This is a genomic window from Variovorax sp. OV084 (assembly GCF_900111625.1).
Taxonomy (GTDB): Bacteria; Pseudomonadota; Gammaproteobacteria; order Burkholderiales; family Burkholderiaceae_C; genus Variovorax.
This window is the reverse complement of the sequence record NZ_FOII01000015.1, coordinates 61,984-83,725: the sequence shown is the minus strand read 5'-3', so window position 1 is coordinate 83,725 and position 21,742 is coordinate 61,984. Positions and strand designations below refer to the sequence as shown.

Here is a 21,742-nt window from a genome sequence, read left to right as displayed (position 1 = left end):
GTCTAGTTGTTTTTGACGCGGACCTGCTGCTGCAACAGCCAGCGCGCGACCTGCTCGCGCTCTTCGGGCGTGTAGTGCAGCCCCAGCTTGGAACGCCGCCAGAGCACGTCTTCCGCGCTCACGGCCCATTCGCGGTCCTGCAGGAAGCGCAGTTCGCGCTCGTACAGGCCGGGCGCCACTTCGTCGCCCAGGTCGGCAAAGGACTTCGCTTCGCCCAGCAACTCCGCGATGCGGGCGCCGTAGCCCCGCGCGAGGCGACGCGCCAGGTGGCCGTAGAGCCACGGATATTTGGTTTGCACAGCCGACACGAAGCGTTCGAAATCGTCGTCGGGCCGCTTCGCAGCGCCGATCCATGCCGACAGGTCGCCGCCCGCGAGAAAGGCGCCGTCGGTCCAGGCCGGGCGCTGCGCGCTCGACTGGCCCAGCATCCTGCCCACCTCGTCGGCCGCGTCCTCGGCCAGCTTGCGGAAGGTGGTGATCTTGCCGCCCCACACCGACAGCAGCGGCGCTGCGGTGGTGTTCGATTCGAGCATGTAGTCGCGCGTGACGGCCGATGGGTCGCCCGAGTCGTCGTCGAGCAACGGGCGCACGCCCGAGTAGGTCCACACCACGTCGGCCGGCACGATGGGCTTCTCGAAGTAGCGGCTGGCCTGGGTGCAGAGGTAGTCGATTTCTTCCTGCGCGATGCGCGCGGCGCCAGGGTCGTCGCCTGTGAGTTCGATGTCGGTGGTGCCGATCAGCGTGAACTCGTCCTGGTAGGGAATGGCGAAGATGATCCGCTTGTCGGGGTTCTGGAAGATGTAGGCGTGGTCGTGCTCGAACAGGCGCGGCACCACGATGTGGCTGCCCTTCACGAGCCGCAGGCTCTTGGTGGCCAGCGCCTCGCCCTTGGCCGACTGCGCGACGCCGCGCAGGAATGATTCGGCCCACGGCCCCGCGGCATTGACCACCGCCCGGGCGCGCAGCGTGCGCTTGTTGCCGTCGGCGCCTTGCAGCGTGGCAGTCCATCCGTCGGCGTCTCGCTGGGCGTGCACGCAGCGCGTTCGGGTCAGCACCTCGGCGCCGCGCGCCTGCGCGTCGAGCGCGTTGAGCACCACGAGGCGCGCATCGTCGACCCAGCCGTCCGAATAGATGAAGCCGCGCTTGTACCGGTCCTTCAGCGGCTTGCCCGCGGCGTGGCGGCGCAGATCGACGCTGCGCGAAGCCGGCAGCACCTCGCGTTTGGCAAGGTGGTCATACATGAACAGGCCGATGCGGATCATCCAGGCCGGGCGCATCGACGGGTCGTGCGGCATCACGAAGCGCAGCGGCCACATGATGTGCGGCGCGCTCTTGAGCAGCACCTCGCGCTCCTGCAGCGCCTTGCGCACCAGCGAGAACTCGTAGTACTCGAGGTAGCGCAGCCCGCCGTGGATCAGCTTGGTGGAGGAAGACGATGTGTGCGAGGCGAGATCGTCCTTTTCGCACAGCACCACGCGCCAGCCGCGGCCCGCGAGGTCGCGCGCGATGCCGCAGCCGTTGATGCCGCCGCCGACGATGAGCACGTCGCAGTCGGTGGCCGGCGCGGGCGAAATGGAAGAGAAATCGCTCACAGAAATTGGGTCCGTTGAAGCGTGACTTTGGTCACTAACGGCGGCCATTGTATTTTCGCGTCTTTTCATTTGGATTCCTTTTGGCGCGATTTTCCTACGAGTTTTCCCTTAGATGGCTTCGTTTTCTTTCGCTTTAAAGTGGCGCGCTCTGTACCCTCGGTCGCAGTCTTCCTGCTTTCCACGACGCCCCTGTGAACTCCAACCCGCGCCAGATCAACCTCCTGGACACCGTGCGCGCGCGCGGCTCCGTCACCGTCGAGCAACTGGCCGACATGCTCGGCGTCACCCTGCAGACCGTGCGGCGCGACGTGCAGCGGCTGGCTGACGAAGGCCTGCTCACGCGCTTTCACGGCGGCGTGCGCGTGCCCAGCTCGACCACGGAAAACATCGGCTACCAGCAGCGCGAGACCCTGCACGCCGAAGGCAAGGCGCGCATCGCCCGCCGCGTGGCGGAGCTGGTGCCCAACGACTGCTCGCTGATCCTCAACATCGGCACCACCACCGAGGCCATCGCCAAGTCGCTGCTGCGCCACACGGGCCTGCGCGTGATCACCAACAACCTGAACGTGGCCACCATCCTGAGCGGCAACACCTCGTGCGAAGTGATCGTGGCGGGCGGCTCGGTGCGCCAACGCGACCGCGCCATCGTGGGCGAGGCAACCATCGACTTCATCCGCCAGTTCAAGGTCGACATCGCGCTGATCGGCGTGTCGAGCATCGAGGCCGACGGGTCGCTGCGCGACTTCGACCTGCGCGAGGTGAAGGTGGCGCAGACCATCATCGCGCAGGCGCGCGAGGTGTGGCTCGCAGCAGATGCGAGCAAGTTCAACCGGCCGGCAATGATTCAGCTCGGCACGCTCTCGCAGATCGACCGGCTGTTCACCGATGCCGAGCCGCCGGCGCCATTCGCCGACCTGCTGCACACCGCCCAGGTGCGCCTCGAGATCGCGCGCGAGAACTGACAAGAAAGAACACGAACGAATGACCACCTACCTGCTCGCCCTCGACCAGGGCACTTCGAGCTCCCGCAGCATCGTGTTCGACCGCGAAGGCCACATCGTCGCCATCGCGCAGAAAGAGCTGACGCAGATCTACCCGCAGCCGGGCTGGGTCGAGCATGACCCGATGGAAATCTGGCGCAGCCAGCTCGCCACCGCGCGCGAAGTGCTCGCCAAGGCGAAGCTCAAGCCCACCGACATCCACGCCATCGGCATCACCAACCAGCGCGAAACCACCGTGCTGTGGAACCGCGCCACGGGCCAGCCAGTGCACCACGCCATCGTCTGGCAGGACCGCCGCGCCGAGCCCTTGTGCGCCAGGCTGCGCGACGAGGGCATGACCGACACCATCCGCGAGAAGACCGGGCTGGTGATCGACGCGTACTTCTCCGGCACCAAGCTGCGCTGGCTGCTCGACAACGTGCCCGGCGCGCGTGCGCAGGCCGAGCGCGGCGAACTCGCCTTCGGCACGGTCGACAGCTGGCTCATGTGGCAGCTCACCGGCGGCAAGGTGCACGTGACCGACGTGAGCAACGCCTCGCGCACCATGCTCTTCAACGTGCACAGCAACGGGTGGGATGCCGACCTGCTGAAGGCACTCGACATTCCCGCCGGGCTGATGCCCAAGGTGCAGCCCTCGAGCTCGCACTTCGCCGACACCGATGCGGCGCTGCTGGGCCACACGCTGCCCATCGGCGGCGTGGCCGGCGACCAGCAGAGCGCCCTTTTCGGCCAGGCCTGCTTCGAGGCCGGCATGGCCAAGAACACCTACGGCACCGGCTGCTTCCTGTTGATGCACACCGGCGGCGCGTTCCAGCCCTCGCACAACGGCCTGCTCGTGACCAGCGCCGCGCAGACCGATGCAACGCCGCAGTACGCCATGGAAGGCAGCGTGTTCGTCGGCGGTGCCGTGGTGCAGTGGCTGCGCGACGGCCTCAAGGCCATCAAGGGCAGCGCCGAAGTGCAGTCGCTGGCCGAGAGCGTGCCCGATGCCGGCGGCGTGATGATGGTGCCGGCCTTCACCGGCCTCGGCGCGCCCTACTGGGATGCTGATGCGCGAGGCACCATCACCGGCCTCACGCGCGGCACCACGGTTGCGCACATTGCGCGCGCCGCGTTGGAAAGCATCGCCTACCAGAGCGCCGCGCTGCTGCAAGCCATGAGCCGCGACGCAGTGGCCGCCGGCGGCAAGCCCGTGGCCGAACTGCGCGTGGACGGCGGCGCGAGCGTGAACGACCTGCTCATGCAGTTCCAGGCCGATCTGCTGGGCATTCCGGTGGTACGGCCCGAAGTGATCGAGACCACCGCGCTGGGCGCTGCGTACCTCGCGGGGCTGTCGACCGGGGTCTACACCGACGCGCGCCAACTCTCGAAGCTGTGGAAGATCGAACGCCGCTTCATGCCGACCATGGGCCGCGCGCAGGCCGAGGAATCGATGGCGCGCTGGGAGCGTGCGGTGCGCCAGGCCACTGCGACCTGATGATCCAAAAGACCTCGCCACCATCGGGGAACTGAGGTCCGCTGCACGAGCCCCGGGGCAGAATTCGGCCGCCCCGACTTGCCGCGCTGCCTGTTTGACCACTCCAACCAACGAAGTCTCTCCATCGCGCAACGCGCTGCTCGCCTGCGGCGTGGTGGGCGCGACGCTGCTGGCGCTCATCGCGCTCGGCCATGACGGCCGCCGCATGGCGCAGCTCGCGGTGCTGGCAATGCCGATGGTGCTGTGGCTTGCGTGGCCGCTGCGCAGCGCTCGGATGCGGCGCATACGCACGCTGCTGGTCTGGCTCTGGGCCATGGGCTTCGCACTCGACGGCGCGGTGCGCGCCTATCTGCTCGACGCCTACCAGGCCGCGCCCGACGGTGCCATGGTGCTGGGCGCAGCGGCCAACACCAATGCGCGCGAGGGCTCCGAATACCTGTGGATGCATTGGCGCTCGGCTGCGGTGTGGTGTGCCGCGCTGGTGGTAGCAGGCGTGCTCGTGGGCATGTTCGCGCAGCGCGGCGCTGCAGCCGATGCGGCGACTACATCAGCCCGGCCTGTTCGATGGGTCGTGGCGCTGATCGCGCTGCTGCTTCTCGTCGCATGCGTAGCCTACGCAAGCAAACCCTGGCGCCGGCTGCATCCCGCAGTCTTCTGGACACAGTGGGCAAATTCCGTTCACACGCTGCGCACCGCCTGGGCCGACCAGCAGAAGCAGCGCGACCGCCTGATGGCGCAAGCCAAAGGCATCGCACCCGTGATTTCGCAGACCGGCCCTTCCACGGTGGTGCTGGTCATCACCGACAGCATCAACCGCGACAACATGGCGCTGTACGGCTACGGCCGCCCGACCACGCCCCGCCTGCTGGCGCACAAGGCGCAGACCGGCGACCAGATGGCGGTGCTGAAGAACGCCTGGTCCGTCGACGCAAGCACCCTGCCCGCGCTGCGCAACATGTTCCACTTCGGCCTGCCCGAGAGCGAGAACCCGCCGCACCTGCTGGCGCTGGCGCGTGCTGCCGGCTACAAGGTCTGGTGGATCAGCAACCATGACGACCTCGCCATCGAGCAGCAGCATGCGCGCCTCGCCGACGTGGTCGACATGGTCAACCGCACGCCCGGCCGCGCCAGCGCCTCGCTGGACGGCGAGATCCTCGACTGCGTGCAGGAGGCGCTGGCCGATACGAGCACCGACCGCAAGCTGATCGTGGTCCATCTGATGGGCGCGCATCCGCACTACAGCCTGCGCTTTCCGGCCAACGCCAACCCCTTCGACGACGATGTGGATGCGGTCGAGAACGGCCTCGTGAAAGACGGCCGCTCGGCCTGGGTGCGCCGCTTCCGCCAGGAATACGACGCCGCGCTGCTGTATCACGACTTCGTGGTGTCCGAGCTGCTGCAGCAGACGCGCAGCGCGGGCAAGCCGGGCGACTACCGCGCGTGGATGTACCTGTCGGACCATGGCCAGGAAGTAGGCCACGTCAGCGACCGCGCGGGGCACAGCCCGGCGACCGCCTCGGGCTATCGCATTCCGGCTGTCGTGTGGCGCAACCAGCAACCGCTGCCGTCGGCCGCGGCGCAGCAGCACCCGTTTCGCGCAGACTGGTCGGGCTGGACGCTGATGGACCTGCTCCACATCCAGTGGAACGGGCAGAAGCCGGAACGCGATGTGCTGCAGGATGCCTACCGCTGGCAGGCGCCCACGATTCCGGTGGCGGTCGAATCGTTTTCGCGCTAGCCGTGCCGGGGCGACAGATGAATGCCGGCGATCATGCAGCGCACCGATCCGCCCGCCATCTCGATCGTCGGAACCGGCAGCGGAACCAGCCGCGCGGACCGTTCGATGACAGCCTTCTGCTGGCTGTTCAGGCTGTTGCAGGCGCGCTGCGACAGCGCGAGCACGCGGCCATCGCGGCCTGACAGCTCGATTGCATTGCCTGCGAACTCGGCGATCTGCCCTGCGGTGAGCGCAATGACCTCGCGCCCCGATTCCTCCAGCCGGGCGCGCACCTCGGCCGCACGATGCGCATCCGGGATCATGTCGAAGCCGACCAACGCGAAGGCCGTGGCCACGCACATCAGCACATTGGTGTGATAGATCGGCCGGCCGGCTTCATCGGCCGTATCCACCAGCATCGGCTCGAAATTGAAGTGCGTGCTGAAACGCTCCAGCGCCACCGGATCGGCCCGGTTCGAGCGAGCCGTGTAGGCCACGCGCGCCAGGTGGTCGAGCACCATCGCACCGGTGCCCTCCAGGAACAGGCCGTCGTGCTCGAGGCCGGAATAGTCGATGACGTCCTGCACCCGGTAGTTGGCCTTGAGCATCTCGATCACGTCGCTGCGCCGCTCGCGGCGGCGGCTCGGCGAATGCATCGGGTAGATGGCAACGTGCCCGCCCGGGTGGGTGGAGAACCAGTTGTTGGGAAAGACCGAGTCCGGCGTGTCGTGCTCGCCCCGGTCTTCGAACAGATGCACGTGCACGCCTTCGGCTTCGAGCTGCTCGACGGCTGCCGTTACCTCGCGATAGGCGGCGTCGGCCACGGCTTGCGCGGCCTCCTTGGCGGCTGCGGTCTGGAACGCGTTGTCGGCAGCAGTCTCCGGGTTCGGCGTGAACCTGTGCGGACGGACCATGACCACGGCGGCCGGCGCCTGAACGGAGCGGATCGCGGCCGGCGTCATCAAGCCACCCTTCGGATGACAGCACGCGAGGCGCCGCTGCGAGTGTGGCGGAACAGGTCCTTCGGGTCATCGGCCCGGGGCACCAGCTCGACGTCCACGCCGAGGTTGCGACGTTCGGCCTGTTCGTGCACATAGCGCAAGGTGGCGTAGTCCTCGAGCGCGAAGCCGACCGAATCGAACACCGTGACTTGTTCAGCGCTTTCGCGCCCCGTTGCCGTGCCGGCCAGCACGCGCCACAGGTCGACCACGGGGGAGTCTTTCGGCAACTGCTGGATGTCGCCCTCGATGCGCGTCTGCGGCTCGTATTCGACGAACACGCGCGCGCCGCGCAGCACGTCGGCATGCAGCTCGGTCTTGCCGGGGCAATCGCCGCCGACGGCGTTCAGGTGCATGCCCGGCTCGATCATGTCCGGCGTGATGATGGTGGCGCAGGCCTTGTCGGCAGTCACGGTCGTCACGATGTCGGCGCCGTGCACGGCCTGCGCCGTGGAGTCGGCACGAATGATCTTGAGCGACGAAAAGGCCGAGAGGTTGCGCACCAGCTTGTCGGTGGCCCGGGCGTCGATGTCGTACACGGCGATTTCCTCGATGCCCAAGTGGCAGTGAAAAGCCAATGCCTGGAATTCGCTCTGCGCGCCGTTGCCGATGAGCGCCATGCACCGCGCGCCGGGCCGCGCCAATGCGCGCGCCGCCATCAGCGAGGTCGCGCTGGTGCGCAGCGCAGTGGCAAGGGTCAGCTCAGACAACAGCACGGGGTAGCCGGTCTCGACATCGGCGAGCACGCCGAAGGCCATCACCGTGTAGAGGCCTCTGCCGGTGTTGGCCGGATGGCCGTTGACGTACTTGAAGGCGTAGCGCGAGGCGTTCGACACAGGCATCAGTTCGATGACGCCGATGTCCGAGTGGTTTGCCACACGGGCCGATTTGTCGAAATCAGGCCAGCGGATGAAGTCTTCCCGGATGGTGTCGGCCAATGCGCCGATGAAGGGGGCCACGCCGATCTCCTGCACGAGGCGGGACATGGCGGGAACGTCGATGAAGCGGGTCATGGGGGTCTCCTGAACGGTCCGGCAGCATCGCGCAGCCGTCTTTCGATTGTTCCGGGGAGACATGTCAGACTGAACCCTCCAACTTGTCAAGTTAGCCCTTGAACCTTACATTTCGCTCGATCTGATTAGCAATTTGACAAATGGCAATGGACGACATCGACCGACAACTCATTGCCCTGCTGCGCGACGACGCGCGCATGCCGGTGGTGGCCCTGGCCCAGAAGCTCCGCGTGGCGCGGGCGACCGTGCAGAACCGGATTGCAAAACTGGAGAACGACGGAACCATCGTCGGCTACACCGTGCGGCTGAAGCCCGAAGCGGAGGCGCACCGCATCCGCGCGATCATGAGCATCGAGATCGAAGGGCACCGCGCCGAGCGCGTGAGCCAAGTTCTGCGCGGTCACCCCAACGTCGTGGCCCTGCACTCGACCAACGGCCGCTGGGACCTGATGGCCGAGCTGCGCTCCGACTCGCTAGAAGCCTTCGACAAGGTGCTCAATGCCATCCGGCAGATCGAAGGCATCTCGAGCACCGAGACCAGCATCCTGCTTTCGACGCACAAGCTCTGAGCCGGGCGCCAGCGGCGCACCGGCTCTCTACCGCTCAGTGCGCGGGAACCAGGAAGTCCTGGCTGATGCGCCCGCCCAGCTCGTTCACGCGATCGAGGAACTGCGTGAGGTAGGCATGCAGGCCGGTCGCAAGGATCTCGTCGACCCGCGCGTATTGCAGATCGGCCAGCAGCTTGCCGGCGCGGCGCTGGGTTTCGGCGCTCTGCTCGTTCTGCACCTTCGCGAGGTTGTTCACCACCTCGACCAGGCTCGCGTGCAGCGAGCGCGGCATGTCGGCACGAAGAATCAACAGCTCGGCCACGCGCTCGGGCTTGATCACGTCGCGGTACACCTTGCGGTAGACCTCGAAGGCCGAAACGCTGCGCAGGATCGCGCTCCAGTGATAGAAGTCGTACTCCTGGTCTTCCTCGGTGGCGGCGCCGAAGAACTCGCTGTTGAGCGCATGGAACTTCACGTCCACCAGCCGCGCGGTGTTGTCGGCACGTTCCAGGAAGGTGCCCAGGCGCGAGAAGTAGAAGGCCTCGTCTTGCAGCATGGTGCCCAGCGTGACGCCGCGCGACAGGTGCGAGCGGAACTTGACCCACTCGAAGAACTGGCCGGGGTCGCGCTCGAAATCGCCTGCGCGGAGCATGCGGTTGACTTCGAGCCAGGTGGTGTTCTGCGTTTCCCAGGCTTCAGTGGTGAGCGCACCGCGCACGGCACGTGCGTTCTCGCGAGCGGCCTTCAGGCAGGAGACGATCGAAGAGGCATTGCTCTCGTCCTTGACCATGAACTCCATCACGTCGTGTGGCGTGATCTGGTCGTACTTCTTGTTGTACCAGGGCAGCAGCTCGCTGATGGAGAGCACGCCCTGCCAGCCGTACTTGGCCACTTCGGCGGACTGCGGCAGCAGGGAGGTCTGGTAGTTGACGTCCAGCATGCGCGCCGTGTTCTCGGCGCGCTCGGTGTAGCGGGACATCCAGTAGAGATGGTCGGCAGTGCGAGACAGCATCGGTTGTGCTCCTACTACGATTGGCTTTGCGACTGCGCGGGCGCCGCCTTGGGCTTGGGCGCGCGGTCGGCTTCGAGAATCCAGGTGTCCTTGGTGCCGCCGCCCTGCGACGAGTTGACCACCAGCGAGCCTTCCTTCAGCGCCACGCGCGTGAGGCCGCCGGGCACCATCTGCACCTCGCTGCCCGAGAGCACGAAGGGGCGCAGGTCGATGTGGCGCGGCGCGATGCCGGCGTCGACGAAGGTGGGCGAGGTCGACAGGCTCAGGGTGGGCTGGGCGATGTAGCCGTCGGGCTTGGCGATCACGGCCTTCTTGAAGTCTTCGATCTCGGCCTGCGTGGCGGCCGGGCCGATCAGCATGCCGTAGCCGCCGGCGCCGTGCACTTCCTTGACGACCAGGTCCTTCATGTTGTCGAGCGTGTACTGCAGCTCGTCCTTGTTGCGGCACATGTAGGTGGGCACGTTCTTCAGGATCGGCTTTTCGCCGAGGTAGAACTCGACCATCTTCGGCACGTAGGGGTAGATCGACTTGTCGTCGGCCACACCGGTGCCCACTGCATTGCAGATGACGACGTTGCCTTCGCGGTAGGCGCGCATCAGGCCGGCGGTACCGAGCGTGGACGTAGGGCGGAACACCTCGGGGTCGAGGAAGTCGTCGTCCACGCGGCGGTAGATCACGTCGACGCGGCGCGGTCCGCGCGTGGTGCGCATGTAGACGAAGTTGTCCTTGACGAACAGGTCCTGGCCCTCGACCAGTTCCACGCCCATCTGCTGGGCGAGGAAGGCGTGTTCGAAGTAGGCGCTGTTGTACATGCCGGGCGTGAGCACCACCACCGTGGGCTCGGCCGTGGCCGGCGGCGCACTGGCGCGCAGGGTTTCGAGCAGCAGGTCGGGGTAGTGCGCGACCGGTGCGATGCGGTTCTGGTTGAACAGCTCGGGGAAGAGCCGCATCATCATCTTGCGGTTTTCGAGCATGTAGCTCACGCCGCTGGGCACGCGCAGGTTGTCTTCGAGCACGTAGTACTCGCCGTTTCCGTCGGCATCGGGGGCACGAACGATGTCGATGCCCGAGATGTTCGAGTAGACGTTGTGCGGCACGTTCACGCCCATCATCTCGGGGCGGAACTGGGCGTTGTTCAGGATCTGCTCGGCCGGGATGATGCCGGCCTTGATGATTTCCTGGTCATGGTAGACATCGTGAAGAAAGCGGTTGAGCGCCGTGACGCGCTGCACCAGCCCTTTTTCCATGCTGTCCCACTCGTGGGCGGGAATGATGCGAGGCAGCAGGTCGAACGGGATGAGCCGCTCGGTGCCGGAGCCGTCCTCGTCCTTGGCGCCATACACCGCGAAGGTGATGCCGACCCGGCGGAAAATCAATTCCGCCTCTTCGCGCCGCGAACGCATCACCTCACCGGGTTGCTTCGCGAGCCATTGGTCGTAGCGCTTGTAGTGCTGTCGGATTGCAGCCCCCGCATAGGGCAACTGCTCATACATCTCGTCAAATTTGTGCATGGAACGACCAATCTCCTTGAGCTATAGCTTAGCAAGTTCAGGGCCAGTAGAACCCCTTATGCCAAGGCCGGAGACGGGCCGGAAGACTTTTTCTTCGCTCAGCGCCCAGGCCCTTCCTCGCTGGCCGTCAGCTTCTTGCGGGGCGAGAGAAATCCCTTGATGCGCTCCCCGCTCTCGTCGCTGTAGAGGCTGGCCAAGAAGGATTCGCGCTCGGCGTCGAGCTGCTCACGCCGGCTGCGCCCACGCGCCGAATACACGAGCTGCTTGATGCGCGCCTGCACCTCGAACGGGCCGCGCGCGAGCTGCTGCGCCCAGGCGAGCGCGGTGGCGCCGGCCTCCCCATGCGGCACGACCTTGTTGACCACGCCCAGTTCGTGCAGCCGCTTCGCGGTGCTGGGCGTGCCGTCGAGCAGCATTTCGATGGCGGCCTGCGGCGGCAACGCGCGCACCAGAGAATCGGTGCCGCCGCCGTCGGGCGTGAGGCCCACATTCACATAGGACATGGCGAACTTCGCGTCTTCCGCGGCCACGATCAGGTCGCAGGCCAGGCACAGCGAAAAGCCTCCGCCCATGGCCGCGCCCTCGACGGCGGCAATGACGGGCTGGGGAGCCTCCTGGATCGCCATGATCCATTCGTGCAGCGCATCGATGTGGCCATGCTGCTCGGCGGCCGGCAGCTTGCGTTGCCGGGCCAGGCGCCGCAGGTCGCCGCCGCCGCTGAAATGATCGCCCTCCCCGCACAACACGATGGCACGCACGGTGCGAAAACCCGAGGTGGCGCGCATCGCCTTGGCGGCCGCGCGGTAGACCGACGGATTGAGCGCATTGCGCGCCGCGGGGTTGCTCAGCGTCAGCACCAGCACCGGGCCTTCGCGGTGCATCTTGAGCCGCGCGCCGGGTGCGGCCGCGGCGCTCGTGCTGGTGATGGCCGGAACAGTGGCCGTCACGGCGTATGCCCGGACAACAGGTCCCACCGAAGGCCTTGACGGTTGCTCATGCTGTCCCCTCTTCTGAGTTGTAGCCAAACGATACAACGCATGGGACGCCAGTACGAGCACGCTGACAAGTGGCCTTTCGGACTACTTTTGACAATTAATTCACGATTTCAGGGCTGTGCTGCCAGTACCGCGCATGGCGCTCGCGCTCGCAGGCCACGTCGGCGGGGCGTGTGCTGGTCCAGTGAGCGGCGCCGCAGCGGGTGTTTTCGACCAGCCGCACGCCGCGGTCCCGGTAGCGCGCCGCCACCTCCTGCGCCGGATGGCCGAAGCGGTTGCGATACCCCGCCTGGACAAAGGCAATGCCCGGCTGCACCGCATCGAGGAAGGCCGGGCTCGACGAAGTCTTGCTGCCGTGGTGCGGCGCCAGCAGCACGTCGGCGCGCAGCAGCTGCGGCGTGCGAACGACGAGCGCGGCCTCCTGCAGTCGCTCGATGTCGCCGGCCAGCAGCGCCGCCGCGCGCCCGTTGCCGATGCGCAGCACGCACGAGACGGCATTGGGCTTGGTGAAGCCGCGGTAGTCGGTGTCGAACGGATGCAGCACCTCGAAGTGCACGCCGTCCCAGGTCCAGGCCTGCCCCGCCTCGCAACGCCGTGCCGCCAGCGTCGCCTGCAGCGGATGCGTGGCTTCGAGGGAACTCAGCAGCTCGGCCCGCGGCTGCATCGCGAGCACCGCGGGCGCACCGCCGGTGTGATCGGTGTCGCGGTGGCTCAGCACCAGCATGTCGAGGCGCTCGCCGTAGGCCCGCAGCAGCGGCACGAGCACGCGATGGCCGGCATCGCTTTCAAGGCTGTAGCGCGGGCCGGCGTCGTAGAGCAGGCTGTGCGTGGCGGTGCGCACGAGCACCGCGTTGCCCTGGCCGATGTCGGCAGCGAGCAACTCGAATTCGCCGGCCGCCGGCCGGGGCGCCTGCCACAGCAACACTGGCAGCAGCAGCGGAATGCCGAGGCTGCGCAGCGACCAGGACAGCCGCATGGCCAGCAATGCACCGCCGGCCACGCCGCAAGCGGCCATCCACAAAGGCGGCGCGGCCATCGACAGCGTGGCATACGGCAGCCCGGCCAGCCATTGCAGCAGCAGCGCCAGCACCTGCACGGCCCGGGCTGCAAGGTCCCACAGCGGCGCCACGGCGACGCCCAGCATGGCCAACGGCGTGATCACGAGCGTGACCCAGGGGATCGCCACCGCATTGGCCAGCAGGCCGATCAACGACACCTGCTGGAACAGCAACAGGCTCAGCGGCGTGATCGCCAGCGTGATGACCCATTGCTCGCGAAAGAACTGCAACAGGCGGGAAGCGGCACCGGTCTTCCGCTCGCCCGGCACCGCGGCGTCCGTGGCGAACAGCACGCCCACCGCCACGAAGCTCAGCCAGAAGCCGGCCTGCATCAAGGCCCACGGATCGAGCGCGACCACCACGGCCGCAGTCAGCAGCCACACATGCGGCCAAGGCCAGCGCCGGCCCGTGAGGCGCAGCAGCGCGACCGTCGCCAGCATCCACACAGTGCGCTGCGAGGGCACACCCCAGCCGCTGAAGAGCGCGTAGAGCGTGGCCAGCAGCACGCCGCCTATCAACGCTGCCTGCTGCGCCGGCAAGCGCAGCATCAGCCGCGCGCTGCGCCGCCAGAGCAGGCCGACGACGTGCGCGGCCAGCCAGGCAAACATCGTGACGTGGAGGCCGGAGATCGACATCAGGTGTGCCACGCCCGTGGCGCGGAACACGTCCCAGCCCGAGCGGTCGATGGCGCTCTGGTCGCCGGTGACCAGGGCCGCGATCACGCCCGCCTGCGCGCGGTCGGGCACGCGCTCGAAGACGCCGTCGCGTACGGCTTCGCGTGCGCGTTCGATGGGATGCCACCACGTGCTTGCCACCAGCATTGGCGCCGCATCGCGCGCGCCGGTTCGCACATAGCCGCTGGCATGCAGGCCCTGCTCCCACATCCAGAGTTCGCTGTCGAAGCCATGGGGATTGCGGCTGCCATGCGGCGCCTTCAGACGCACCGTCAGCCGCCATCGCTCGCCGGCGTGCAGGGAGCCGACTGTGCTGGCCAAGGGCGCGCGGCTTTCGGAAGCACGGCTCCACAGGCTCGAGCCTTCGGCATACCAGCCGAGTGCAATGCGATCGGGCACCGCGGGCCGCCCCTGCGCATCCGGATCGGCCCAACCCGCGGACTCGACATCCAGGCGGAACTGCGTTCCAGCTTCGTTTCGCTGGGGCATCTCCGACACCACGCCCGTGACCTGCAGGTCTCGCCCTTCGAGCGCCGGGTCGAGCGCGCCGCTCGCATAGACCGCCGCGCGCCATCCCGTGAGCCCTGCGCCGGCCATCGCGCCGCATAGCAAGGCGATGAGCATCAGGCCCCTGCCCGGCATGCGTCGCCAACACAGGCCGGCCACTGCCACGAACAGCAAGCCGGCGTAGGCCCACGCCGGCCAAAGCACCGCCTGCTGCAACTGCAAGGCCGCTCCCAGCAGCGAGCCACCCAGCGCCGCAAACCCCCACCCTGCGCCCACGGCGCCACCGGACGCACGAAACGGCGTCAACGAAAAACTCCCGAACCCATGATGCAAACCCTCCCCAAAGTCACGCTCAGTGGCGCGTTAATTGCTTGGCATCTGGGCTAGTATGCGTCTCACAAGAGACATCTTTTCGATGCAATCTCGCAGTACTGCACACAAAAACGCATGTCCATTCACGCCGCTCTCCACCACGTCACCCACTACAAATACGACCGCCTGGTGCAGTTGGGCCCACAGGTCGTGCGCTTGCGTCCCGCGCCGCATTGCCGCAGCAACGTCATCTCGTATTCGCTGCGGGTCGAGCCGGCCGAGCACTTCGTCAACTGGATGCAGGACCCGTTCGCCAACTACCAGGCGCGGCTCGTGTTCCCCGAGAAGACGCGCGAATTCAAGGTCACGGTCGACCTCGTGGTCGAGATGGCGGTCTACAACCCCTTCGACTTCTTCCTCGAGCCGCAGGCCGAGAACTTTCCTTTCAAGTACACGGCCTCGCAGGCCGAAGAGCTCGCCCCCTACCTCGTCACCGAAGCTCCCACGCCGCTGCTGCAGGCCTACCTCGACAAGATCGATCGCAAGGAGCAGCGCACCATCGACTTCCTGGTCGGCATCAACCAGCAGGTCCAGCAAGACGTCAATTACCTGATCCGCATGGAGCCCGGCGTGCAGACGCCGGAAGAAACGCTCACCAGCGGCAGCGGCTCATGCCGCGACTCGGGCTGGCTGCTGGTGCAACTGCTGCGCCACTGCGGGCTGGCCGCGCGTTTCGTCTCGGGCTACCTGATCCAGCTCACGCCCGACGTGAAGGCGCTCGACGGCCCTAGCGGCACCACGGTCGACTTCACCGACCTGCACGCCTGGTGCGAAGTGTTCCTGCCGGGCGCAGGCTGGATCGGCCTCGACGCCACCTCGGGCCTGCTGGCCGGCGAGGGCCATATTCCGCTGGCCTGCACGCCCACGCCTTCGAGCGCGGCGCCCATCGAGGGCGGCGTCGACGAATCCGAGGTCGAGTTCGGCCACGAGATGAAGGTCACGCGCATCTACGAATCGCCGCGCGTCACCAAGCCCTACACCGAAGAGCAGTGGTCCGAAGTGCTGGCCCTGGGCGACGCTGTCGACGCGCGCCTGAAGGCCGGCGACGTGCGCCTCACCATGGGCGGCGAGCCGACCTACGTGGCCACCAGCGACCGCGACGCGCCCGAATGGAACACCGACGCCCTCGGCCCCACGAAGCGCGGCTACGCCACCGAACTCGTGCACAAGCTGCGCGCCGAGTACGGCAAGGGCGGCTTCCTGCATTTCGGCCAGGGCAAGTGGTACCCGGGCGAGCAACTGCCGCGCTGGGCGCTGTCGATCTTCTGGCGCGCCGACGGCCAGACGCTGTGGCACGACCCCGAACTGTTTGCCGACGAGCGCTTTCCCACGCACTACACGAGCGAGGACGCGCGCCGCTTCACCACCGTGCTGGCCCACAAGCTCGGCCTGACCGAGCGCTACATCCAGCCCGGCTACGAAGACATCTACTACTACCTCTGGCGCGAACGCCGCCTGCCGGTGAACGTCGACCCCTTCGAATCGAAGCTCGACGACGAACTCGAACGTGTGCGCCTGCGCCGCGTGTTCACGCAGAAGCTCGACGCGGTGATCGGCTACATGCTGCCCATCGAGCCCGGCAATGCGAACGGCGACGCCCCCGCGCTCGCCGGCCCGGCCTGGAAGACCGGCCCCTGGTTCCTGCGCGACGACCGGCTCTACCTGATCCCCGGCGACTCGCCCATGGGCTACCGCCTGCCGCTCGACTCGCAGCCGTGGGCCAGCAAGGGCGACTACCCCTACCTGATCGAACGCGACCCGACCGCGCCACGCGGCGCCCTGCCGAGCGCGGCCGACTACCGTGCGCGCTATGCCGTAGGCACAACCGGCACAGGGGCCGACCTCGGCGCAGTGCCCTATGCCTTCGGCGCACCGCCCGTCGTGCCCGCCTCGCTACGCATGCAGGCGCCGGGCAGTGCCGGCGAAGGCGATGCATCGGCTGCAGCAGCAACTGACGATGCGGACGACAAATCGACCACGCGCCAGCCGCTGCGCGGCGAATCGGCCCACTGGGTCACGCGCACCGCGCTGTGCGTCGAAGTGCGCGACCCGCGCCGGGCCAACGGCCCCTCGGCCGAGAAGAAGGGCAGTGCCTCGGGCGTGCTCTACGTCTTCATGCCGCCGCTCGCGCGCCTGGAGGACTATCTCGACCTGGTTGCGGCGGTCGAAGCCACCGCGCGCGACCTGGGCGTGCGCATCGTGATGGAAGGCTACCCGCCGCCGCGCGACCCGCGACTGAAGATGCTGGCCGTCACCCCCGACCCGGGCGTGATCGAAGTCAACATCCACCCGGCCCACAACTGGAAGGAACTGGTCGACCACACCGAGTTTCTCTACAACGCCGCGTTCGAAACCCGCCTGTCGGCCGAGAAGTTCATGACCGACGGCCGCCATACCGGCACCGGCGGCGGCAACCACTTCGTGATGGGCGGCGCCACGCCCGCCGACAGCCCCTTCCTGCGCCGGCCCGAGCTGCTGGCCAGCCTGCTGCTCTACTGGCACAACCATCCGTCGCTGAGCTATCTGTTCTCGGGCATGTTCATCGGCCCGACGAGCCAGGCGCCGCGCGTGGACGAGGCCCGCAACGACCAGGTCTACGAGCTGGAAATCGCCCTGAAGGAAATCGCGAAGAACCGCGAGATCTATGGCCAGAACATGCCGGCCTGGCTGGTCGACCGCACGCTGCGCAACATCCTGATCGACGTGTCGGGCAACACGCACCGCAGCGAGTTCTGCATCGACAAGCTCTACTCGCCCGACTCAAGCACCGGCCGCCTCGGCCTGCTGGAGTTGCGCGCTTTTGAAATGCCGCCGCATGCGCGCATGAGCATCGCGCAGCAGCTGCTCATTCGCGCGCTGGTCGCCCGCTTCTGGGACGAGCCCTACAAGGCCCCCGTCACCCGCTGGGGCACCGAGTTGCACGACCGCTTCCTGCTGCCGACCTTCGTCAAGATGGACTTCGACGACGTCATCAGCGAGATGCGCCAGGCCGGCTTCGCCTTCGATGCCGACTGGTTCGCGCCGCACTTCGAGTTCCGCTTCCCGCTGGTGGGCCAGATGCAGGCGATGGGCGTGGAGCTCTCGCTGCGCAACGCGCTCGAACCCTGGCACGTGATGGGCGAGGAAGGCTCGGCCGGCGGCACGGTACGCTATGTCGATTCGTCGCTCGAACGCATCGAGGTGCGCGTGACCGGCCTGAACGAGAGCCGCCACGTCATCACCGTCAACGGCAAGGTGCTGCCGCTGCAGCCCACCGGCGTGGTCGGCGAGTTCGTGGCCGGCGTGCGCTACAAGGCGTGGAACCCGCCTTCGGCCCTGCACCCGAGCATCCCGGCCCACGCGCCGCTGACCTTCGACCTGGTCGACACCTGGATGAAGCGCTCGCTGGGCGGCTGCCAGTACTTCGTCGCCCACCCGGGCGGGCGCAATTACGACACCTTCCCGGTCAACGCCTACGAGGCGGAAAGCCGCCGCCACTCGCGCTTCACCCGCACCGGCCATACACCCGGACTCATGCGCACACCCCCGGCAACCATCGAGTTGCCGGGCAGCCGCGAATTCCCGTTCACGCTGGATCTGCGGCGATAAGGGGACATTTAGCACGCTGCCCAAACGGATACCCGTGAAGGCAGTGTGACAATCCCCCTCCTGTGGAACCTTTGAACGAATCCCTGTTCGACGCCCAGGCACTGGAGTTTCCAGCGGCCCTGGCGTCGGCGCTCGCCCCGCCGGCCCTGCCCGGCCATTTCGATGAACTGCGTGGGCAGGCCACCGCGGTAGCGCCTGTACGGCCAGTGCCGGGGGCTGCGCCAGCCCCTGCGCCCGCCCCGCTGCTGTACGACGCCGCGGTCGAACGACCACCGGCCGCTGGGCAGTCGCAGTCCCAATCGCAGTCGTCGCAGTCTCAATCCCAGACGCAGACACAGGGCCCTTCCGGCGAACAACCGCCGCTCACGCCCGCCTGGAACGCCTTCTTCGAACAGCTCGGCCCTGGCGGCTTCAACGACCTGCCCCGGCGCGCGGCCAGCCTTGAACGGCAGATCCGCGACAACGGCGTCACCTACAACGTGTACGCCGACGCCAATGGCCCGCAGCGCCCCTGGTCGCTCGACCTGTTCCCGCTGATCGTCTCGCCCGAAAGCTGGAGCCAGATCGAGGCTGGCGTGCTGCAGCGCGTGCGCGTGCTCGACCGGGTGATGGCCGACGTCTACGGCCCGCAGCAGCTGCTGGCCGAAGGGCTCATTCCCCCGGCGCTGGTGCGCGGCCACCCCGGCTATCTGCGCGCGCTGCACGGCGTGAAGCCGCCGGGCGACACTTGGCTGCACATCACCGCCTTCGACCTCGCACGCGGCCCCGACGGCAACTGGTGGGTGGTTTCGCAGCGCACGCAGGCGCCCTCGGGCCTGGGCTACCTGCTCGAAAACCGCCTCGCCATCACGCGGCAGTTTCCTCAGGCCTTCGAGGCGCTGCACGTGCAACGCCTGGCCGCCACCTACAGCGCCATGATGGAAGGCCTGCAGCGCATGTGCCCGGCCGGCGTACCGCCGCACATCGCGCTGCTCACGCCCGGCCCGTACAACGAAACCTACTTCGAGCACGCGTATCTCGCGCGCTACCTGGGCATCACGCTGGTCGAAGGCAGCGACCTCACGGTGCGCGACCAGCGGCTCTACCTCAAGACGCTGCAGGGCCTGCGCCCGGTGCACGGCCTCATCAAGCGGCTCGACGACCAGTTCCTCGACCCGCTGGAGCTGCGCCCCGATTCCACGCTGGGCGTGCCCGGCCTGCTGCAGGCCATTCGCGCCGGCAACGTGCTGGTGGCCAACATGCCGGGCTCGGCGTTCCTCGAATCGCCCGCGCTGCTCGGCTTCTTGCCGGGGCTGGCGCGCCGCCTGATCGGCGAAAAACTCAAGCTGCCCGCGCTGCCCACCTGGTGGTGCGGCGAGCGTGCCGCGCTCGAATCGGTGCTGCCGCAACTGGCCGACTGCGCCATCAAGCCCACCTACCCCGGCTTCGACGGCCGCGCCAGCTTCGACGCCGTGCTCGGCAGCCAGCTCGGCCGGCGCGAGCTCGACGAATGGGCCGGCCGCATCGTGCGAGAAGGCGATGTGCACACCGTGCAGGGCTACCAGCCGCTGTCGCAGATGCCCACCTGGGCCAACGACATGGGCCCGGGCCACATCGCGCCACGCGCCGTGCTGCTGCGCGTGTTCGCGGTGAGCGACGGCGCGCAGTCGTGGCGCGTGCTGCCCGGCGGCCTGGCCCGGCTTGCGGGGCCCGATGCGCAGATCGCGTCGATGCAACGTGGCGGCAGCAGCGCCGACGTGTGGGTGCAGACCCACGGCGAGGTCGACCGCACCACGCTGCTGCAGCCGCACGCCACGCCGGCCTCGCTCGCGCGGCACCGCGCGCCCGTTACCAGCCGCGCCGCGGAGAACATGTTCTGGCTCGGCCGCTACACCGAGCGTGCCGAGAACGCCGTGCGCCTTGCGCGCCTCACGCTCAACTTGCTGGGCAGCGAAGACCAGTCCTCGCGCCCGTTGCTCGAATGGCTGCACCGCATGGCGCTGCGAAATGCACTGGTGCCGGCCGAAGTGCCGAGCGCGCCGCAATCGCGCCGCGTGTTCGAACGCGCGCTCATCGCCGAACTGGGCGATGTGGAGCGCGGCGGCAGCGTGGGTTTCAGCCTGATGTGCATCCGGCAAGCGGCCGCCGCCGTGCGGGAGCGCCTGTCGCAGGACAACTGGAACCAGATCGTGCGCGCCGAGACCGACTTCCTGCGCCGCGCGGCCGAGCAGGCCGGCGAAGGCAGCTTTGCCAGCAGTGCCGCGTTGCGCGCCCTCGAGTCCGCCAGCACCGCGCTGGCCGCCATGACCGGCGCGCAGACCGACCGCATGACACGCGACGACGCCTGGCGGCTGCTGTCCATCGGCCGCCACATCGAGCGACTGGGCTTTCTGTCGAATGCGCTGGAGGCCGGCTTCGACAACGGCGCCGTGCACGAGGTGAGCGGCTTCGAGGCGATGGTGGCGCTGTTCGACAGCACCATCACCTTCCACGCCCGCTACCAGCAGCGCCGCGATGTCGCCACCATGGTCGACCTGCTGGTGCTCGACGCCGAAAACCCGCGCTCGCTCGCATGGGTCACGCAGACCCTGCGCGGGCGCATTGCACGGCTGGCCGGCAGCGCGCCCGGCAAGCTGACCGCGCTGTCGTACGAACTGCCCGACCCGGCCGGCTGGACGCTCGAACACCTCTGCGCCGCAGGGCCCGAAGCCAACTACCCGGCCCTCGTCGAGCTGCTCGCCAACTGCGAGACGGCCGCCTACCATGTGTCCGATGCGATCGGCACACGCTACTTCACGCTGACATCCGAATCGCTGCGCTCGGTCGGAGCCTGATTCCCAGACAAAGACAGTTCCAAGGAGGCATATCCATGTCAGGCATCGCCATCAACCGCCGCTTCGCACTCACCGCCGCCGGCATGCTCGCGGCGCTCGCCATCGCGGCCTGCAGCAAGCAGGAGCCTGCCGCGCCCGCCGCAGCCAGCGCACCGCCTCCACCTGCCGCCGCCCGGGTGCTGGTGGTCGGCACCGACGCCGCCTACACGCCCTTCGAGTCGCAGAACGACAAGGGCGAGATCGTGGGCTTCGACATCGACGTGGTGAAAGCGGTCGCGCAGAAGGCCGGCATCGAGGTGAAGTTCGTCAACACGCCGTGGGAAGGCATCTTCAACGCGCTCGACCAGGGCGACCGCGATCTGCTGGTGTCGGCCATCACCATCACCGACGAGCGCCGCCAGACGATGGATTTCTCGCAGTCGTATTTCGACGCCAGGCAGCTGATTGCCGTGAAGAACGACTCGCCCGTCGCGAAGTTCGATGACATCAAGACCCTGAAGGTCGGCGTGCAGAACGGCACCACGGGCGACGAGGTTGTGGGCAAGCTGCTGGGCAAATCGAGCACCGCCATCAAGCGCTTCGAATCGACGCCGCTCGCGCTCAAGGAACTCGAAGCCGGCGGCGTGCAGGCCGTGGTGGCCGACAACGGCGTGGTGGTGCACTACATCGCCAACAACACTGCAGGCGGCTTCAAGACGGTGAGCAATGCGAACTTCCCGGTCGAGAAGTACGGCATTGCCGTGAAGAAGGGCAACACCGAACTGCTCGCCAAGATCAACCAAGGCCTCGAAGGCATCCGGGCCGACGGCACCTACGCCAAGATCTACGCTTCGCATTTCGGCGCCGAGTCGAAGTAGGCCAAACCA

At 67.6% G+C, this 21,742-nt stretch carries 14 protein-coding genes; 7 read left to right on the top strand and 7 right to left on the bottom strand.

The window, feature by feature from the left end; all coding sequences use genetic code 11:
- Positions 1–2: 2 nt before the first annotated feature.
- Positions 3–1,661, bottom strand: coding sequence for a glycerol-3-phosphate dehydrogenase (gene glpD / locus BMW87_RS27090; RefSeq protein ID WP_093080143.1), 1,659 nt, complete (start codon positions 1,659–1,661; stop codon positions 3–5).
- Positions 1,662–1,783: 122 nt separating this feature from the next.
- Here glpD and BMW87_RS27085 point away from each other — a divergent pair, with 122 nt between their 5' ends.
- The 3 genes from BMW87_RS27085 to BMW87_RS27075 all read left to right on the top strand — a co-directional run bounded on the left by BMW87_RS27085 (position 1,784) and on the right by BMW87_RS27075 (position 5,808).
- Positions 1,784–2,554 (top strand): DeoR/GlpR family DNA-binding transcription regulator, encoded by a 771-nt coding sequence (locus BMW87_RS27085; RefSeq protein ID WP_093080140.1) that lies wholly within the window; start codon positions 1,784–1,786, stop codon positions 2,552–2,554.
- Between the two features lie 19 nt (positions 2,555–2,573).
- Positions 2,574–4,070, top strand: coding sequence for a glycerol kinase GlpK (gene glpK, locus BMW87_RS27080; RefSeq protein WP_093080137.1), 1,497 nt, complete (start codon positions 2,574–2,576; stop codon positions 4,068–4,070).
- A gap of 94 nt (positions 4,071–4,164) precedes the next feature.
- Entirely contained in the window at positions 4,165–5,808 is a 1,644-nt protein-coding gene (locus BMW87_RS27075) for a phosphoethanolamine transferase (protein ID WP_093080135.1), read from the top strand.
- On the opposite strand, the gene ctlX is transcribed toward BMW87_RS27075, so the two are convergent.
- Together ctlX and BMW87_RS27065 are read right to left on the bottom strand one after the other, a co-directional pair.
- Positions 5,805–6,749, bottom strand: a complete 945-nt coding sequence (gene ctlX, locus BMW87_RS27070; RefSeq protein WP_218149781.1) for a citrulline utilization hydrolase CtlX — start codon at positions 6,747–6,749, stop codon at positions 5,805–5,807. The two genes, BMW87_RS27075 and ctlX, sit on opposite strands and share 4 nt — an antisense overlap.
- On the bottom strand, positions 6,749–7,798 hold the full coding sequence (locus BMW87_RS27065; protein ID WP_093080132.1) for an ornithine cyclodeaminase: 1,050 nt from the start codon (positions 7,796–7,798) through the stop codon (positions 6,749–6,751). Before BMW87_RS27065 ends, ctlX begins: the two co-directional genes overlap by 1 nt.
- Positions 7,799–7,944: 146 nt before the next feature.
- On the opposite strand from BMW87_RS27065, the gene BMW87_RS27060 reads away from it, so the two are divergent.
- Positions 7,945–8,367 (top strand): Lrp/AsnC family transcriptional regulator, encoded by a 423-nt coding sequence (locus BMW87_RS27060; RefSeq protein WP_093080129.1) that lies wholly within the window; start codon positions 7,945–7,947, stop codon positions 8,365–8,367.
- 34 nt (positions 8,368–8,401) lie between these two features.
- Here the strand turns inward: BMW87_RS27060 and BMW87_RS27055 are convergent, their stop codons facing one another.
- From BMW87_RS27055 to BMW87_RS27040, 4 genes are all read right to left on the bottom strand, one after another.
- Positions 8,402–9,358 carry an alpha-E domain-containing protein gene (locus tag BMW87_RS27055; protein WP_093050811.1) on the bottom strand — a complete coding sequence of 319 codons (957 nt, stop codon included), beginning with the start codon at positions 9,356–9,358 and terminating at the stop codon, positions 8,402–8,404.
- Between the two features lie 14 nt (positions 9,359–9,372).
- Positions 9,373–10,869 (bottom strand): circularly permuted type 2 ATP-grasp protein, encoded by a 1,497-nt coding sequence (locus BMW87_RS27050; RefSeq protein ID WP_093050814.1) that lies wholly within the window; start codon positions 10,867–10,869, stop codon positions 9,373–9,375.
- 98 nt (positions 10,870–10,967) lie between these two features.
- A complete protein-coding gene (locus tag BMW87_RS27045; RefSeq protein WP_093080127.1) occupies positions 10,968–11,816 on the bottom strand; it encodes an oxepin-CoA hydrolase, alternative type in 849 nt (282 codons plus the stop codon).
- Between the two features lie 145 nt (positions 11,817–11,961).
- A complete protein-coding gene (locus BMW87_RS27040; RefSeq protein WP_093080124.1) occupies positions 11,962–14,409 on the bottom strand; it encodes a DNA internalization-related competence protein ComEC/Rec2 in 2,448 nt (815 codons plus the stop codon).
- 141 nt (positions 14,410–14,550) lie between these two features.
- Between BMW87_RS27040 and BMW87_RS27035 the strand changes: the two genes are divergently transcribed.
- The 3 genes from BMW87_RS27035 (at position 14,551) to BMW87_RS27025 (ending at position 21,733) form a co-directional block, all read left to right on the top strand.
- Positions 14,551–18,063: a transglutaminase family protein gene (locus BMW87_RS27035; protein ID WP_093080121.1), complete on the top strand. Its 3,513-nt coding sequence runs from the start codon at positions 14,551–14,553 to the stop codon at positions 18,061–18,063.
- Positions 18,064–18,125: 62 nt separating this feature from the next.
- Positions 18,126–20,876, top strand: a complete 2,751-nt coding sequence (locus tag BMW87_RS27030; RefSeq protein WP_093080119.1) for a circularly permuted type 2 ATP-grasp protein — start codon at positions 18,126–18,128, stop codon at positions 20,874–20,876.
- A gap of 35 nt (positions 20,877–20,911) precedes the next feature.
- Positions 20,912–21,733: a basic amino acid ABC transporter substrate-binding protein gene (locus BMW87_RS27025; RefSeq protein ID WP_093080116.1), complete on the top strand. Its 822-nt coding sequence runs from the start codon at positions 20,912–20,914 to the stop codon at positions 21,731–21,733.
- The last annotated feature ends 9 nt before the right edge of the window (positions 21,734–21,742 follow it).

Excerpts from the sequence above, each read along its gene's own strand:
- glpD (WP_093080143.1), bottom strand. The coding sequence starts at position 1,661 with ATGAAAAGACGCGAAAATACAATGGCCGCCGTTAGTGACCAAAGTCAC.
- glpK (WP_093080137.1), top strand. The coding sequence starts at position 2,574 with ATGACCACCTACCTGCTCGCCCTCGACCAGGGCACTTCGAGCTCCCGC.
- ctlX (WP_218149781.1), bottom strand. The coding sequence starts at position 6,749 with ATGACGCCGGCCGCGATCCGCTCCGTTCAGGCGCCGGCCGCCGTGGTC.
- BMW87_RS27065 (WP_093080132.1), bottom strand. The coding sequence starts at position 7,798 with ATGACCCGCTTCATCGACGTTCCCGCCATGTCCCGCCTCGTGCAGGAG.
- BMW87_RS27060 (WP_093080129.1), top strand. The coding sequence starts at position 7,945 with ATGGACGACATCGACCGACAACTCATTGCCCTGCTGCGCGACGACGCG.
- BMW87_RS27055 (WP_093050811.1), bottom strand. The coding sequence starts at position 9,358 with ATGCTGTCTCGCACTGCCGACCATCTCTACTGGATGTCCCGCTACACC.
- BMW87_RS27050 (WP_093050814.1), bottom strand. The coding sequence starts at position 10,869 with ATGCACAAATTTGACGAGATGTATGAGCAGTTGCCCTATGCGGGGGCT.
- BMW87_RS27035 (WP_093080121.1), top strand. The coding sequence starts at position 14,551 with ATGTCCATTCACGCCGCTCTCCACCACGTCACCCACTACAAATACGAC.
- BMW87_RS27025 (WP_093080116.1), top strand. The coding sequence starts at position 20,912 with ATGTCAGGCATCGCCATCAACCGCCGCTTCGCACTCACCGCCGCCGGC.